13 protein-coding genes are annotated in these 14,348 nt (G+C 70.5%); 7 read left to right on the top strand and 6 right to left on the bottom strand.

The features are described 5' to 3' along the window. Positions 1–116: 116 nt before the first annotated feature. Complete coding sequence (locus tag FPZ41_RS15500) at positions 117–1,424, top strand: hypothetical protein (RefSeq protein ID WP_322620271.1); 1,308 nt, start codon at positions 117–119, stop codon at positions 1,422–1,424. Between the two features lie 62 nt (positions 1,425–1,486). Further along, complete coding sequence (locus FPZ41_RS15505) at positions 1,487–2,764, top strand: hypothetical protein (RefSeq protein WP_152863075.1); 1,278 nt, start codon at positions 1,487–1,489, stop codon at positions 2,762–2,764. Between the two features lie 134 nt (positions 2,765–2,898). On the opposite strand, the gene FPZ41_RS15510 is transcribed toward FPZ41_RS15505, so the two are convergent. Next, positions 2,899–4,395, bottom strand: coding sequence for an oligopeptide:H+ symporter (locus FPZ41_RS15510; protein ID WP_152863015.1), 1,497 nt, complete (start codon positions 4,393–4,395; stop codon positions 2,899–2,901). A 445-nt stretch (positions 4,396–4,840) separates the two neighbouring features. Here FPZ41_RS15510 and FPZ41_RS15515 point away from each other — a divergent pair, with 445 nt between their 5' ends. Further along, positions 4,841–5,518 (top strand): response regulator transcription factor, encoded by a 678-nt coding sequence (locus tag FPZ41_RS15515; RefSeq protein ID WP_131559354.1) that lies wholly within the window; start codon positions 4,841–4,843, stop codon positions 5,516–5,518. A gap of 266 nt (positions 5,519–5,784) precedes the next feature. Continuing rightward, a complete protein-coding gene (locus FPZ41_RS15520) occupies positions 5,785–7,056 on the top strand; it encodes an ATP-binding protein (RefSeq protein WP_322620272.1) in 1,272 nt (423 codons plus the stop codon). Positions 7,057–7,091: 35 nt separating this feature from the next. Here FPZ41_RS15520 and FPZ41_RS15525 read toward each other — a convergent pair whose 3' ends face one another. The 5 genes from FPZ41_RS15525 to FPZ41_RS15545 form a co-directional block, all read right to left on the bottom strand. Next, the gene (locus FPZ41_RS15525) at positions 7,092–7,874 is read right to left on the bottom strand and encodes an ABC transporter permease (protein ID WP_152863017.1); all 783 of its coding nucleotides are present in this window, start codon (positions 7,872–7,874) and stop codon (positions 7,092–7,094) included. Next, the gene (locus FPZ41_RS15530) at positions 7,871–8,905 is read right to left on the bottom strand and encodes an ATP-binding cassette domain-containing protein (protein WP_152863019.1); all 1,035 of its coding nucleotides are present in this window, start codon (positions 8,903–8,905) and stop codon (positions 7,871–7,873) included. The genes FPZ41_RS15525 and FPZ41_RS15530 overlap by 4 nt, the downstream gene beginning before the upstream one ends. A gap of 87 nt (positions 8,906–8,992) precedes the next feature. After that, the gene (locus FPZ41_RS15535) at positions 8,993–9,835 is read right to left on the bottom strand and encodes a DUF4097 family beta strand repeat-containing protein (RefSeq protein WP_152863021.1); all 843 of its coding nucleotides are present in this window, start codon (positions 9,833–9,835) and stop codon (positions 8,993–8,995) included. A gap of 87 nt (positions 9,836–9,922) precedes the next feature. Continuing rightward, the gene (locus tag FPZ41_RS15540) at positions 9,923–10,441 is read right to left on the bottom strand and encodes a toxin-antitoxin system HicB family antitoxin (RefSeq protein WP_152863023.1); all 519 of its coding nucleotides are present in this window, start codon (positions 10,439–10,441) and stop codon (positions 9,923–9,925) included. Positions 10,442–10,683: 242 nt separating this feature from the next. Then, positions 10,684–11,253: a GtrA family protein gene (locus FPZ41_RS15545; protein ID WP_152863025.1), complete on the bottom strand. Its 570-nt coding sequence runs from the start codon at positions 11,251–11,253 to the stop codon at positions 10,684–10,686. A gap of 201 nt (positions 11,254–11,454) precedes the next feature. Between FPZ41_RS15545 and FPZ41_RS15550 the strand changes: the two genes are divergently transcribed. From FPZ41_RS15550 to FPZ41_RS15560, 3 genes are read left to right on the top strand one after another with little or no spacing between them, the layout of a single operon-like run. Further along, the gene (locus FPZ41_RS15550; protein WP_322620273.1) at positions 11,455–12,606 is read left to right on the top strand and encodes a 5-(carboxyamino)imidazole ribonucleotide synthase; all 1,152 of its coding nucleotides are present in this window, start codon (positions 11,455–11,457) and stop codon (positions 12,604–12,606) included. After that, entirely contained in the window at positions 12,603–13,133 is a 531-nt protein-coding gene (purE, locus tag FPZ41_RS15555) for a 5-(carboxyamino)imidazole ribonucleotide mutase (protein WP_152863027.1), read from the top strand. Before FPZ41_RS15550 ends, purE begins: the two co-directional genes overlap by 4 nt. Positions 13,134–13,138: 5 nt before the next feature. Continuing rightward, on the top strand, positions 13,139–14,347 hold the full coding sequence (locus FPZ41_RS15560) for a dipeptidase (protein ID WP_152863079.1): 1,209 nt from the start codon (positions 13,139–13,141) through the stop codon (positions 14,345–14,347). Position 14,348 lies beyond the last annotated feature (1 nt).

Consider the following 14,348-nt stretch of genomic DNA (forward strand, 5'->3'; position numbering starts at 1 on the left):
GGCGGGGGCGCGGCGGTGGGCGCCTTCTTCGTCGTACGGCGGTGGAGGCGGCGTGGGACACGGGCGCGAGCGAAGGAACCGCCGCGTCACGAAGCCGAGTTGACGGGAGCGGTGATGTGAGCGGCAAGCGGCGGATCTCGGCGCTGGTGGCGGTGCTCGCGCTCGTCCTGGCCCCCCTGGCGGGGCTGGGGACGGGAACGGCAGCGTGGGCCGCGGACAAACCGATCGCCAAGTCGATGGCCAAAACGATTGCCAAAACGATCGCCAGGCCGACTGCCAAGCCGACCGTCAAGCTGTCCAAGTCCCAGGCGGGGACCGGCGGTTCGATCACCGTGAGCGGGAGCGGATGGCGGTCCGGGGCGCTGCTGATGCTGCTGATCTGTGGTCAGTCCACACCGACCCGAGGGGTGATCGGCGGGACCAACTCCTGTGCCAACGCCGACGGCCGGGCCGTCACCACCGACGACGAGGGCGCCTTCAGCAAGGAGATGCCCGTGGCCGAGCCTCCGGTGCCGTGCCCGTGCGTGGTCCACGTCGCGACGGTGACCGGCGAGAAGGCGGAGGCGGACGCGGTTTTCCAGGTGGCCGGGCATGCGGTGGAGCCGCTGCCGGACGAGGCGGCCGGTGGGCGGCTCTCGGTGCTCACGGACACGCGGCTGGACGGTTCGAGCGGGCTGCTGACCTGGTTCGGGGCGCCGCCGCAGCGCCGGCTCGTCTTCACCGTCGGCAACGTCGGCACGTCCCCCGTCAAGGACCCCGTCTTCCAAGTGGGCACCTCCCACGGCGTGTTCGCTCCCGAGTGGGAGGAGCAGCAGTGGCGCGGCACGATCGAGCCGGGCAAGAAGGCGCGGATCGCGTTGCCGGTCGAACTCGCCGCCGGTGCGCACGGGTCCTACACCGTCTCGCTCAAGTACGGCGGCAAGGTGCTCGCCGAACAGCCCTGGGGCGTGGGGCGGCCCTGGGGTGTGACTCTCTTCTGGATCCTGCTCGCCGTCGTCGTACCGGCCGCGGTGTTCCGCATCGGGATGGCCGTGGTCGACCATGTCCGGCCGCGCGCCCGCGTGTCGGGGCGGCACCGGGGGCTGCGGCTGGCCGGACTCGGCGCACGGCTGCGGAGGCCGAGCCCGTCGGCTTCGGAGGACTCGCTCGCGTCCGCTGAGCAAAGAAGGCCAGTCAAGCCATCCAAGTCGTCCAAGCCATCCAAGCCGCCTTGGCCGTCCAAGCTCTCCAGGCTGTCCAAGCCGGCCCTGGCGTCCCGTCCGGACGCGACATCTCGTACGACCCCGACCCTGCCGTGGTTCACGCCGGACTCCGATCCGGGCACGGCGGCCGCCGGGCAGCTCTCCGCACCGCAAGAGAACGGCCCGGCGGGTCCCACGACTCCGGCGGGCCCGACGACTCCGACCAGGAAGGGAAACACGTGAGCGCGCAACGGAGAGTCCGCACGGTACGGGGTGGGAGAACGACCGCCGCCGGGGCGGCGCTGATGCTGGGCGGGGCCGGGGTCCTGCTCGGGGTGGCCGCGGTCCCGGCGCAGGCGGCGGAGGTGTCGTACGCGACGGAGTGCGTGCCGCCCGCGATCTCGGGGCTGCCGCCCGTCAAGGGCACCTCGGAGGTGGAGGTGACCGCGCCCGCCACGGCGAAGGTGGGGGACGAGGTCGAGGTGGTGTGGAAGTTCGTCCAGGCGGCGTCCAAGAACCCCGACCTCATCGACCTGCCCGCGAACTCCGTCCAGCCGAGCGGCACGCTCAAGGCGGCCGGGGCGCAGACCGGCGACCTCGCGATGCAGGGGCCGCGGGAGAACCCCGCCATTCCCAAGGGCGGTGCCATGGTGCTGTCCGACATGAAGGGCACACTGAAGCTGACGAAGGCCGGGCAGGTGACGCTGACGCCCGACGCGTACGCGATCAACGCCATGTCGACGGACACCAAGTGCGCACCGACCGAGGCCGTGAAGTCCGCCGCCACCATCAACGTGACCGAGGGCGACGGGGGTACGTCGACCCCGACCCAGCCCCCGACGCAGACCGCGACTCCGCCTCCGTCGGGCACGAACGGAGGCGGCGGCAGCTCCGGAAGCACCGGAGGTGACGACGGTGGGGGCGACGACGGCGGGCAGACCGACTTCACCGGCAAGGAGGTCCAGGTCCCCTACAAGTGCAAGACACCGATCGGCGACAAGGACGCCACCTCGCCCGTGCAGATCAACGCCAAGAAGAACGGCGGGAGTTACGACCTCACCGTGCAGTTCAAGAAGTCGGTGATGGACAGTCCGGCGGACATCCCCGCGGACTCGGTCAAGCCGTCGATGGAGGTGGTCCTCGGCGGTTCCGACCAGGGCACGGTGCGTGTGGAGGGGCCGACGAACTCCGCGCCGATCAAGTCCGGTGACCCGATCGAGATCCCTGACCTGAAGGGCACGTACAAGCCGGGGGCGACCGGTGAGTCGACGCTCTCGCCGGGTGTGCTGACGGTGGAGGCGCTGGGCACCACGACGACGTGCACTCCGTCGAAGAGCGAGGTCTCGCTGACCCTCGACACGACGGAGCAGCCCGGCGGTGCCTCGGGCGGCGGTTCGGCGGGAGGCTCCGCCGGGGGCTCGGCGGGAGGCTCGGCGTCCGGCTCCGGCGGCACGTCGGGCGGCCTGGCCGACACAGGTGCCGAGGACCACGGCTCACTCAGGGCGCTGGGCCTGGTCGCGGGGACGGTGACGCTGCTGGGCGGCGCCGTGTTCACGTTCCTGCCGCGCCGACGTATGCACTGATCTTCCAGGAACGCCGAACGCCGGAAAGCCGGAAGGCGGGAAGGCCGGAACGCCGAAGGGCCACCGCACCACACGGTGCGATGGCCCTTCAGTCGTTCAGTCGCCGTACGCCCGGCGGCAGCCGACGGCGGGCGTCAGTGCACGCCGCCCATCAGCTGCTTGACCCGGTTGCGGTACATCCACACCGCGACACCCGCGACCACCGCGAGCGTGGCCTCCATGGCGACCACGTCTCTGCCGTTCAGGCCGACGCCCGCGATGGAGAGCAGACCCGTGGTCGCGTCGCCGGCGGTGACGGCCAGGAACCAGACGCCCATCATCTGGGAGGCGTACTTCGCGGGGGCCATCTTCGTGGTGACGGACAGGCCGACCGGCGAGAGCAGCAGCTCGCCGACGGTCTGGACGAAGTAGATCGCCACCAGCCACATCGCGGCCGCCTTGTGACCGCCCTCGGCGATCGACAGCGGGGCAAGGAAGAGGAAGAAGGACGCGCCGACCAGAACCAGACCCGAGGCGAACTTCACGATCGTGCTCGGCTCCTTGCCGCGCCGGTTCAGCGCGAGCCAGAACCAGGCGAAGACCGGGGCGAGGGCCATGATCAGGACCGGGTTCACCGACTGGTACCAGGAGACCGGGAACGACCAGCCGAAGACGCTGTTCTCGGCCGACGAGTCGGCGAAGATCGCCAGGGTCGAGCCGCCCTGGTCGTAGATCATCCAGAACACGGCCGCGGCGACGAAGAACCAGATGTACGCGGACATCTTCGACTGCTCGACATGGTCGAGGTTCTTGTCGCGCTTGATGCGGACCAGCACCATCGTCGGGATGATCACACCGAGCAGGGTGAGCGGGACCAGAATCCAGTTCAGCGTGTAGTGGCCGGAGAAGCCGACGATCGCGTAGAAGACGACGGCGATGCCGGCCCAGATCGCGGCCTTGCGCAGCGTCGAGACCTTTTCTTCGGCGGACAGCGGCGTCGGGACGACGCTGGAGCGCGGGGCGAGGTGACGGCTGCCGATCAGGAACTGGGCCAGGCCCAGCGCCATGCCGAGCGCGGCGAGCGCGAAGCCCAGGTGCCAGTCGACGCTCTCACCGATGGTGCCGATGACCAGCGGCGCGGCGAAGGCGCCCAGGTTGATGCCCATGTAGAAGACGGTGAAGCCGCCGTCGCGGCGCGGGTCGTCCGGGCCGTCGTACAGGTGGCCGACCATCGTGGAGATGTTGGCCTTCAGCAGACCCGAGCCGATCGCGACGAGGCCGAGGCCCACGTAGAACGTGCCGGAGGACGGCAGGGCCAGCGTGAGGTGGCCCAGCATGATGACGCCGCCGGCGACGGCGACGGTCTTGCGCGGGCCCCAGACGCGGTCACCGAACCAGCCGCCCGGCATGGCGAGCAGGTACACCAGCGACACGTACACGGAGTAGATCGCGGTCGCGGTCGCCGCGTTCAGGTGCAGGCCGCCGGGGGCGACGAGGTACAGCGGGAGGAGGGCCCGCATGCCGTAGTAGGAGAACCTCTCCCACATCTCGGTCATGAAGAGGGTGGCCAGTCCGCGGGGCTGGCCGAAGAAGGTCCTCTCGGAACCGGGGGTGCCCGGGGAGACCGAGTCCTTCGTCAGGCTGGGCGCCATGGTCGTTCCTTGCTGTTCAGGGCGCGCGCGTGGGGTCCCCGCCCGGGGGAGGGGTCGGGGGCGGCCGCGCGCCCGGTCGTTCCTGCACACAAAAGAGACCTTCAGCGCAAAGTCCGCCGAAGGTCCCCGTGTGCTGTTACAGGCGTTGTTTCACCATACGTCAAACCAGTGACGACTCTGGGAACTCTGAGATGTGAATCACAGGTAAGAATGGAACTTCGATCCCTTATTCGAAGGCCGCGCTCAGGGTCGCATCCCATGGCCGCAGGCCCCAACTCCTTGGGCATCACTGTGCGTCACGGTGAGGGTGGGAGAGTGCGGGACGCGGCGGCGGGAGAGCGGCGCGATCGTCGCGTCCGAAGGTAAGAACGCGAAGTGTGAAGGGTATGAATCGCGGTTGCCGATCACCCTCCTGGTCGTGTCCGGGGCGGACTACCATCACCCCATGACCCGAGTACTGCTCGCCGAGGACGACGCGTCCATCTCGGAGCCGTTGGCCCGCGCGCTGCGCCGGGAGGGCTACGAGGTCGAGGTCCGCGAGGACGGCCCCACCGCGCTGGACGCCGGAATGCAGGGGGGCGTCGACCTGGTCGTCCTGGACCTGGGGCTCCCCGGCATGGACGGCCTGGAGGTGGCCCGCAGACTGCGCGCCGAGGGCCACACCATCCCGGTCCTCATCCTGACCGCGCGCGCCGACGAGGTGGACACCGTCGTCGGACTCGACGCGGGCGCCGACGACTACGTCACCAAGCCGTTCCGCCTCGCCGAGCTTCTCGCCCGTGTGCGGGCCCTGCTGCGGCGCGGCGCCGCGGAGCCCCAGCAGCCGCCCGCCACCCACGGCGTCCGTATCGACGTCGAGTCCCACCGGGCGTGGATGGGTGACGAGGAGCTCCAGCTCACGGCGAAGGAGTTCGACCTGCTGCGGGTGCTCGTGCGGGACGCGGGGCGGGTCGTCACCCGGGACCAGTTGATGCGGGAGGTCTGGGACACGACGTGGTGGTCGTCGACCAAGACCCTCGACATGCACATCTCCTGGCTGCGGAAGAAGCTCGGCGACGACGCGGCGAATCCGCGGTACATCGCCACGGTGCGTGGGGTCGGGTTCCGGTTCGAGAAGAGCTGACTCGCCGCTGCTGGGCTTGGCGGGATTCGCCTGGCCGTCGTGTGTCTCTGGCCGTCGTGTGTCTGCGGTGGGCTCTGCGGCTGCGGGTTCGCTGTGGCTGGTCGCTCCCCCACTCTCGGCTGCGCTCGAGCGGGGGGACCCCCATCGCGGCGGAGCCGCATATGTACACAAACCCCGCGCCCCTGCCGGGGCGCACCCCACTCGCCCTGGCCGGCCGCGTCACCGAGGCACACTGGTCCCCGTAAGCCATCAGCCCGGAGGGACCTGTGCGTCGTCGTCTCATTCAGTCCACGCTCGCCGTCGTGCTCGTGGTGATAGCGGTCTTCGGGGTCTCCCTGGTGATCGTCGAGACGCGCACGATCAGCAACAGCGCCCAGGAGCGCGTCGACTCCGAGGCGGTGCGCCTGGTGAGCATCGTCGACAGCCGGATCCTCGGGGACGAGCGGGTCAGCGCGGGCGTCCTCAGGGACCAGGTCGCCGAGGGGCGGTACGCGCTCATCGAGATCCCGGGCCGGGCCCCGATCGAGATCGGCAAGGCGCCCACCGGTGACGTCATCCGCTCCAAGGAGACCGGCGACCAGGGCGAGACGGTCACGGTCGAGGAACCGCGGTCGTCCGTGACCCGGGAGGTCGGCCGTACGCTGCTGATCATCGCCCTGGTCGCGCTGCTCGCCGTCATCGCGGCCGTCCTCCTCGCCGTACGCCAGGCCAACCGCCTCGCGTCCCCCCTCACCGACCTCGCGGAGACCGCGGAGCGCCTCGGCTCGGGCGACCCGCGGCCACGCCACAAGCGGTACGGCGTCCCGGAGCTGGACCGGGTCGCGGACGTCCTCGACGCCTCCGCCGAGCGCATCGGCCGTATGCTCACCGCCGAGCGGCGCCTGGCCGCCGACGCCTCCCACCAGCTCCGTACGCCGCTGACGGCGCTCTCCATGCGACTGGAGGAGATCACCCTCACCGACGATCCGGACACGGTGAAGGAGGAGGCCACCATCGCGCTGACGCAGGTCGAGCGGCTGACGGACGTGGTGGAGCGGCTGCTGACGAACGCCCGCGACCCGCGCAACGGCTCCGCGGTCTCCTTCGACCTCGACGAGGTGATCAAGCAGCAGCTGGAGGAGTGGCGGCCGGCCTACCGCAGCGCGGGCCGCGCGATCGTCAGCTCGGGCAAGCGGCATCTGCGGGCCGTGGGGACGCCGGGGGCGGTGGCCCAGGTGCTGGCGGCGCTCATCGAGAACTCGCTCATGCACGGGGGTGGGACCGTGGCGCTGCGCACGCGCGTGACCGGTAACCAGGCGGTGATCGAGGTGACCGACGAAGGACCCGGCATCCCCGCCGATCTGGGGGCACGGATCTTCGAACGGGCGATCAGCGGGCGCAACTCGACAGGCATCGGGCTGGCCGTGGCCCGCGATCTGGCCGAGGCGGACGGCGGGCGGCTGGAGATGCTCCAGCTCCAGCCGCCGGTTTTCGGGTTGTTCCTGTCCCGTACGCAGCACAAGCCTTCGCTCTCCGGGGATGAGCGGACGGTTCGATAGCTGGGTGGACGTTCGGTGGCTGGAAGGACGGGCTCTCAGCGCTTGGTGGTGCCGTTGAACAGCGAGCGCGACCAGAGGTGGCCGACCAGGGTGATACCGGCGCACCAGGCGAGCGAGATCCAGCCGCTGTTGCCGATCTCCGAGCCGGAGAGCAGGCCGCGCAGCGTTTCGGTCATCGGGGTGAACGGCTGGTTCTCGGCGAACCAGCGCAGGCCAGGCGACATCGACTCGGCCGGTACGAACGCCGAGCCGAGGAACGGCAGGAACTGGATCAGCAGCGGCTTGTTGCTCGCGGACTCGACGGTCTTGGAAATCAGGCCGAGCGCCACCGACAGCCAGGTCACCGCGAAGGCGATGGCCGTGAGGAGGCCGGCGGCGGCCAGCCACTCCAGCGGGGTCGCCCCGGACCGGAAGCCGACGGCGAGCGCGACGCCCACGACCGGGACCATGCACACCATCGTCTGGATGACGCTGCCGAGGACATGCCCCGTCATGAACGACGAACGCGTGATGTTCATGGTGCGGAAGCGGTTGATGATGCCCTCGGTCATGTCGGAGCAGACCGCGACCGAGGTCGACATCGAACCGGCGGCCACCCCCATGATGATGATGCCGGGGGTGAGGTAGTTCACGTACGCGTCCCGGCCGCCGCCCATTCCGGTGCCGATCGAATCACCGAAGGCGTACACGAACAGCAGCAGCATCAGGATCGGCATCATGGCGCTGCCGAACCCCACGGCCGGATAGCGGATCGCGTGCTTGATGTTGCGCCGCAGCATCGTCATCGAGTCGTGCACGGCGTAGGTGAGGGTGCTCATCGCAGGGTCTCCTTGACGTGAAGCGGGCTGCTGGTGCCGGGGTTGGTGCCGCCGGTGTCAGTGGTGCCGGGTTCGGTGGTGCCGTGGCCGGTCAGGGCGAGGAACACGTCGTCCAGGTCGGGGGTGTGCACGGAGAAGTCGGCGGCCCGGATGCCGGCGGCGTCGAGCCGGTCGAGCAGGCCGCGCAGCGCGTCGAGCCCGCCGTCGCCCGCCACGCGCACGGCGAGGTTCTCGTCGTCCCGGGCCGCGCCGGGGAAGGCGGCGGCCGCGCGCTCGTACTCGGCGGACTCGGTGAACCGCAGCCGTACGTGGCTGCCGGGGATCTGCGCCTTGAGCTCGTCGGCGGTGCCCTCGGCGACGATCCGGCCGCCGTCGAGCACGGCGATCCGGTCGGCCAACTGGTCGGCTTCCTCCAGGTACTGGGTGGTGAGGAAGACGGTGGTGCCGCCCGCGACCAGTGAGCGCACCGTGTCCCACATGGTGCGGCGGCTGCGTGGGTCGAGCCCGGTCGTCGGCTCGTCCAGGAAGATCACCTGGGGGTCGCCGACCAGCGTCATGGCGAGGTCGAGCCGACGCCGCATACCGCCGGAGAAGGTCGCGGCCCGGTTCTTCGCCACGTCCGCGATGTCGAACCGCTCCAGCAACTTCTGTGCGCGGGACCGCCCCTCACGCTTGCCGAGGCGCAGCAGGTCGGCCATGAGGAGCAGGTTCTCCTCGGCGGTGAGCAGGTCGTCGAGCGCGGCGAACTGTCCGGTGACGCCGATCGCGGCGCGGACGCCGTCGGGTGAGGTGGCGACGTCGTGTCCGGCCACCTGGGCCTGTCCGCCGTCGGCGGCGATGAGCGTGGACAGGATCTGCACGGTGGTGGTCTTGCCGGCGCCGTTGGGCCCGAGCAGCGCGAACACGGACCCGGCCGGGATACGCAGATCGATGCCGTCGAGCACGGTCTTGTCGCCGTACGACTTGCGCAGACCGATGGTGGAGACGGCGGTGGGCGACTGCGGAACGTCGGGCCGCCTAGACGTGGGCATGACAGGTGAAGGCATGGAGCCCTCCCGTTCGAAGGCTGAAGTGACTGGGGGAGCGGGCGAAGGTGAGCGAGTGTGCGGGGCCGGTGCTCAGGCCCGGGCGCGGCGCACGTCGATGTTGCCCCACCGGGTCCGGGCGCGGACTTTGACGGTGTCCTCGGTCTCCTCGGGGGCATCGGAGTCGGCGAGCGCGTTGCGCACCTGCCCGCGCTCGGAGCTGACGTCGAGCCAGGCGGCGGTGCCCGCGCGGACGCCGACCTCGATGGCGCCGATGGAGGTCTCCAGTTGCACGGTGCCGGAGGCGACTTCGGCGATGCGCAGAGCGCCGTGGGCGGTGGTGGCGGTGACCGAGCTCTCGGCGCGTGTGATGTCGATGTCGCCGTGAGCGCCGCTCACTCGCAGGTCGCCGATCGCGGCGCGGACGGTCGTGATGCCGTGCGAGTTCTTCAGGACGGCGGGACCGTCGACGGTGCCGACGCGCAGGCTGCCGAAGCTGGTGGCGATCTCGGCCAGGCCCTCGATCCGGTCGACGGTGATCGAGCCGTGGGCGGCGTTCAGTTGGAGCGGCCCGGTCGCGTCCAGGCGGATGTCACCGCCGGAGGTCTTCACCCGGACCTCGCCGAGCCGGCCCTCGCCGAGCACCTGGGTCCAGGAGCCGGTCACGTCGACGCGCGAGCCTGCGGGCAGGTCGACCGTCACATCGACGGTGCCGGTGGGCCCGATCAGGCGGCGATCCTTCGTCCTGACGGTCAGAACTCGGCCCGCGTACGTGACCTCGGTCTGCTCGGCGGCCCGCACGTCCTTGTCCCGCTTCGGGTTGCCGGACCGTACCTCGACGACGGTGTCGAGGCGGTCGCTCGCGGTGAACCGGATGGAACCGGCGCCCACGTGGGCGGTGACCGAAATCGGTTCGGGAGTGTCGAAAGAAGGCATGGCTGTACCGTCCTCATGAGTCCTTGGGGCGTCCCCGCTGGTGGGACGTGATGTGAGTGAAGTGCTTCGCCTTGGGTGCGGGCGCGGCTACCGCACCCAGCCAGTGAAGCTCTGTCCGATGGTGCGGGTCCGCTCCGGCGTACGCGGCTGCGTGCCGCCGTCGACCGCGGCCGACACGGCCCGCACCAGCCACGCGTTGACCGACAGGCCCTCGCGGCTCGCGGCTTCCTCGGCGCGCGCCTTGAGGTGGGCCGGCAGCCGCAGATTGACGCGGGCGGTGCCGCCCTCGTCGCCGTCGGCGGGCGCCTGCGCCTTGAACGGTTCGACGGGCAGGACTGCCGCTTCCACGGGGCCGCCGCCGGCGGGCGGCTGCGTCACCACGAAGTCGGGGTCCAGCCCGCGCAGCCGTACGTCGACCGAGCCGGGGGCGAGCTCGCGGGTGATCTCGTCCATCGCGGCGGAGAGCACGTTGAGCATGGTCAGCCGGGTCGCCGACTCCAGCGGAGCGGTGAGCCGCTCGGCCAGCTCGCGGGCGTCTTCCCCGCCGGCTTCAGCGGCGACCGCGAGTTCGCGACGCAGGGCGTCGACATACGGAGTGAGGTCCATGGCGTTATGGTGGCACCACTTTGGTGCCATGTGCAAGCCTGGGTGGCGCCTTATGTGTGGCGGATCAGAGGGTGGCCGCTTTGACCTGGGGAAAGGTGAAGGGGATGGCCTGAGTCATTGTGGCGCCATGCGTACTCAGGTGCTTTGAGAGGCGTGAAATGGCACCGGGTGGCACCGGGTGGCACCGGGTGGCACCGGGTGGTGCCGCGTGGTGCCAGATGGCGCCACACCGGGCCGCTCCCCTACTCGGTCCGGTTCGTCTGGCTGTAAGCCGTGCTGCCCGACAGGGCCGGCCTGTGCGGAGGGCCGCCCTCCAGGAACGACTCGGCGTTGGCCACCGCCTCCTTCGCCGGGAGGGCGCGGAAGACCCAGGTGCGGTAGGACCAGAAGCGGAACAGGGTCGCGATGCCGATGCCGAGGAACTTGAAGACGTTGCTCTGAAGGGGGCTGTCCCAGCCGAAGCCGTAGGTCGCCGCGTACAGGACGCCGTTCTCGATGACGAGGCCGACGACGCTGAAGAGCAGGAAGAGCGTCAGCTCCTTCGTCCGGCCGCTCTTGTCGCGGTCGCGGTACGTGAAGTAGCGGAAGCCGAGGTAGTTGAACACGATGGCGACGAACGTGGCGATGACACTGGCCCGCACCACCGGGAGGTCGGTGACCTGCCGGACCAGGTTGAACACGCCGAGGTTGACCAGCAGCCCCGTGCCGCCGACCGCGCCGAACTTGGCGATCTCACGTGCGAGATGCTCGAACTGCCGGCGCAGGACGCCGCGGGCGGGCCGAGATTTCGGCTCCGAGGAGGTACTGCCCATCGTGTGCCGGCCCCCGTCGTATCGGTTTTCGTCGGTCGGAATCGTCAGTCGGTTCGTCGGTCGGTCCGTCGGTAGGGTGCGCCGACTCCGCCATGCTAACCAGGAGCCCCTGGGGATGCCCGTGTACGCCCTCACCGGCGCCGCCGAGGTGTGGGAACCGGCCGCCGGAAGGCTCATCCCGGTGGCCGATACCCTGGTGGAGTGACGTTCCCGGTAGTCGGCATGGTCGGCGGTGGTCAGCTCGCTCGTATGACACACGAGGCGGGCATCCCGTTGGGCATCAGGTTCAAGCTCCTCAGTGACACTCCGCAGGATTCCGCGGCGCAGGTCGTCAGCGATGTCGTCGTGGGCGACTACCGCGACCTCGACACGCTGCGCGACTTCGCACGCGGCTGCGACGTGATCACCTTCGACCACGAGCACGTGCCCACCGAGCACCTGCGCGCGCTGGAGGCGGACGGCATCCCCGTGCGCCCCGGCCCGGACGCGCTCGTGCACGCCCAGGACAAGGGCGTGATGCGGGCCAGGCTGGACGCCATCGGCGTGCCGTGCCCCAGGCACCGGATCGTGACGGATCCCGCCGACGTCGCGGCGTTCGCCGCGGAAGGGGACGGGGAAGGGGACGGCTTCCCGGTCGTCCTCAAGACCGTCCGCGGCGGCTACGACGGCAAGGGCGTGTGGGTCGTACGGTCCGAGGAGGAGGCCGCCGCCCCCTTCCTGGCCGGTGTCCCCGTGCTCGCCGAGGAGAAGGTCGACTTCGTACGAGAGCTGGCCGCCAACGTCGTACGGTCGCCGCACGGCCAGGCCGTCGCGTACCCGGTGGTGGAGTCCCAGCAGGTCGACGGCGTGTGCGACACCGTGATCGCCCCGGCCCCCGACCTGGACGAAGCCCTCGCCCTGCGGGCCGAGGAGATGGCGCTGCGGATCGCCAAGGAACTCGGCGTGGTCGGCCACCTGGCCGTCGAGCTGTTCGAGACCCGCGACGGGCGCATCCTCGTCAACGAGCTGGCCATGCGCCCGCACAACTCCGGCCACTGGACGCAGGACGGCGCGATCACCTCCCAGTTCGCCAACCACGTGCGCGCCGTGCTCGACCTGCCGCTCGGCGACCCGCGCCCGCGCGCCCGCTGGACGGTCATGGTGAACGTCCTCGGCGGCGACTACCCGGACATGTACTCCGCGTACCTGCACTGCATGGCCCGCGACCCACAGCTCAAGATCCACATGTACGGCAAGGACGTGAAGCCCGGCCGCAAGGTGGGCCACGTCAACACCTACGGCGACGACCTCGACGACGTGCTGGAGCGCGCCCGTCACGCAGCCGGATACCTGAGAGGGACGATCACCGAATGAGCCCAGTTGTAGGCATCGTCATGGGGTCGGACTCCGACTGGTCGGTCATGGAGGCCGCCGCGCAGGCCCTCGACGAGTTCGAGATCGCGTACGAGGTCGACGTCGTCTCCGCGCACCGCATGCCCCGCGAGATGGTCGCGTACGGCGAACAGGCCGCCGAGCGGGGTCTGAAGGTCGTCATCGCGGGCGCCGGGGGAGCCGCGCATCTGCCCGGCATGCTCGCCTCCGTCACCCCGCTGCCCGTCATCGGCGTGCCCGTCCCGCTGAAGTACCTGGACGGCATGGACAGCCTGCTGTCGATCGTGCAGATGCCCGCGGGCGTCCCGGTCGCGACCGTGTCCGTCGCCGGCGCCCGCAACGCCGGTCTGCTGGCCGCCCGTATCCTCGCCACGCACGACGAGGAACTCCTCGGCCGCATGCGGGAGTTCCAGCAGGAGCTGAACGACCAGGCCACCGAGAAGGGCAAGCGCCTGCGCTCCAAGGTGGAGGGTGCGGCGGGCGGTTTCGGCTTCGGCTCGGGCAAGTGAGCGCCATGACGTCCCTGGGGGAGGCCCGGGATCTCCTCGCCGAGTTCCCGGTCGTCGACGGCCACAACGACCTGCCCTGGGCGCTGCGCGAACAGGTCCGCTACGACCTCGCCGCCCGCGACATCGCCACCGACCAGAGCGCCCATCTGCACACCGACCTGGCGCGGCTGCGCACGGGCGGGGTGGGGGCGCAGTTCTGGTCGGTGTACGTGCGCTCGGACCAGCCGGGCGCGGTCACCGCCACACTCGAACAGATCGACTGCGTACGGCAGTTGATCGCCCGTTATCCGCAGGACCTGCGGGCCGCGCTCACGGCCGCGGACATGGAGGCGGGACGCGCGGAGGGCCGTATCGCGTCGCTGATGGGTGCCGAGGGCGGCCACTCCATCGACAACTCCCTCGCCACGCTGCGCGGCCTGTACGCGCTGGGCGTCCGCTACATGACGCTCACCCACAACGACAACATCGCCTGGGCGGACTCGGCGACCGACGAACCGCGCGTCGGCGGCCTCACCGCCTTCGGCCGCGAGGTCGTCCGGGAGATGAACCGGCTCGGCATGCTGGTGGACCTCTCCCACGTGGCGGCGACGACGATGCGGGACGCGCTGGACGCGTCGAGCGCGCCCGTGCTCTTCTCCCACTCCTCCTCCCGCGCCGTGTGCGACCACCCGCGCAACATCCCGGACGACGTGCTGGAGCGCCTCCCCGCGAACGGGGGAGTGGCGATGGTGACGTTCGTGCCGAAGTTCGTGCTCCAGGCGGCGGTCGACTGGACGGTGGCCGCGGACGAGAACATGCGCGCCCACGGCTTCCACCACCTCGACACCACCTCCGAGGCGATGCGGGTCCACCGCGCCTTCGAGGAGGCCCACCCGCGCCCGGTCGCCACGGTGTCCACGGTCGCCGACCACCTGGACCACATGCGCGAGGTCGCCGGCATCGACCACCTCGGCATCGGCGGCGACTACGACGGCACCGCCTTCACCCCGGACGGCCTGAGCGACGTCTCCGGCTACCCGAACCTGATCGCCGAACTCCTCGACCGCGGCTGGTCGACCACCGACCTCGCCAAGCTGACCTGGCAGAACGCGGTACGGGTACTGGGCGCGGCCGAGGACGTGGCGCGGGACCTGCGGTCGCGTACGGCTCCTTCGAACGCCACGCTGGAGGAGCTGGACGGCGCTGACGTCTCCGACACCGTGCGGGCGCCCTGAG

The organism is Streptomyces acidicola, assembly GCF_009377235.1.
GTDB lineage: Bacteria > Actinomycetota > Actinomycetes > Streptomycetales > Streptomycetaceae > Streptomyces > Streptomyces acidicola.

Excerpts from the sequence above, each read along its gene's own strand:
- FPZ41_RS15505 (WP_152863075.1), top strand. The coding sequence starts at position 1,487 with ATGCTGGGCGGGGCCGGGGTCCTGCTCGGGGTGGCCGCGGTCCCGGCG.
- FPZ41_RS15510 (WP_152863015.1), bottom strand. The coding sequence starts at position 4,395 with ATGGCGCCCAGCCTGACGAAGGACTCGGTCTCCCCGGGCACCCCCGGT.
- FPZ41_RS15515 (WP_131559354.1), top strand. The coding sequence starts at position 4,841 with ATGACCCGAGTACTGCTCGCCGAGGACGACGCGTCCATCTCGGAGCCG.
- FPZ41_RS15525 (WP_152863017.1), bottom strand. The coding sequence starts at position 7,874 with ATGAGCACCCTCACCTACGCCGTGCACGACTCGATGACGATGCTGCGG.
- FPZ41_RS15530 (WP_152863019.1), bottom strand. The coding sequence starts at position 8,905 with ATGCCCACGTCTAGGCGGCCCGACGTTCCGCAGTCGCCCACCGCCGTC.
- FPZ41_RS15535 (WP_152863021.1), bottom strand. The coding sequence starts at position 9,835 with ATGCCTTCTTTCGACACTCCCGAACCGATTTCGGTCACCGCCCACGTG.
- FPZ41_RS15540 (WP_152863023.1), bottom strand. The coding sequence starts at position 10,441 with ATGGACCTCACTCCGTATGTCGACGCCCTGCGTCGCGAACTCGCGGTC.
- FPZ41_RS15545 (WP_152863025.1), bottom strand. The coding sequence starts at position 11,253 with ATGGGCAGTACCTCCTCGGAGCCGAAATCTCGGCCCGCCCGCGGCGTC.
- purE (WP_152863027.1), top strand. The coding sequence starts at position 12,603 with ATGAGCCCAGTTGTAGGCATCGTCATGGGGTCGGACTCCGACTGGTCG.
- FPZ41_RS15560 (WP_152863079.1), top strand. The coding sequence starts at position 13,139 with ATGACGTCCCTGGGGGAGGCCCGGGATCTCCTCGCCGAGTTCCCGGTC.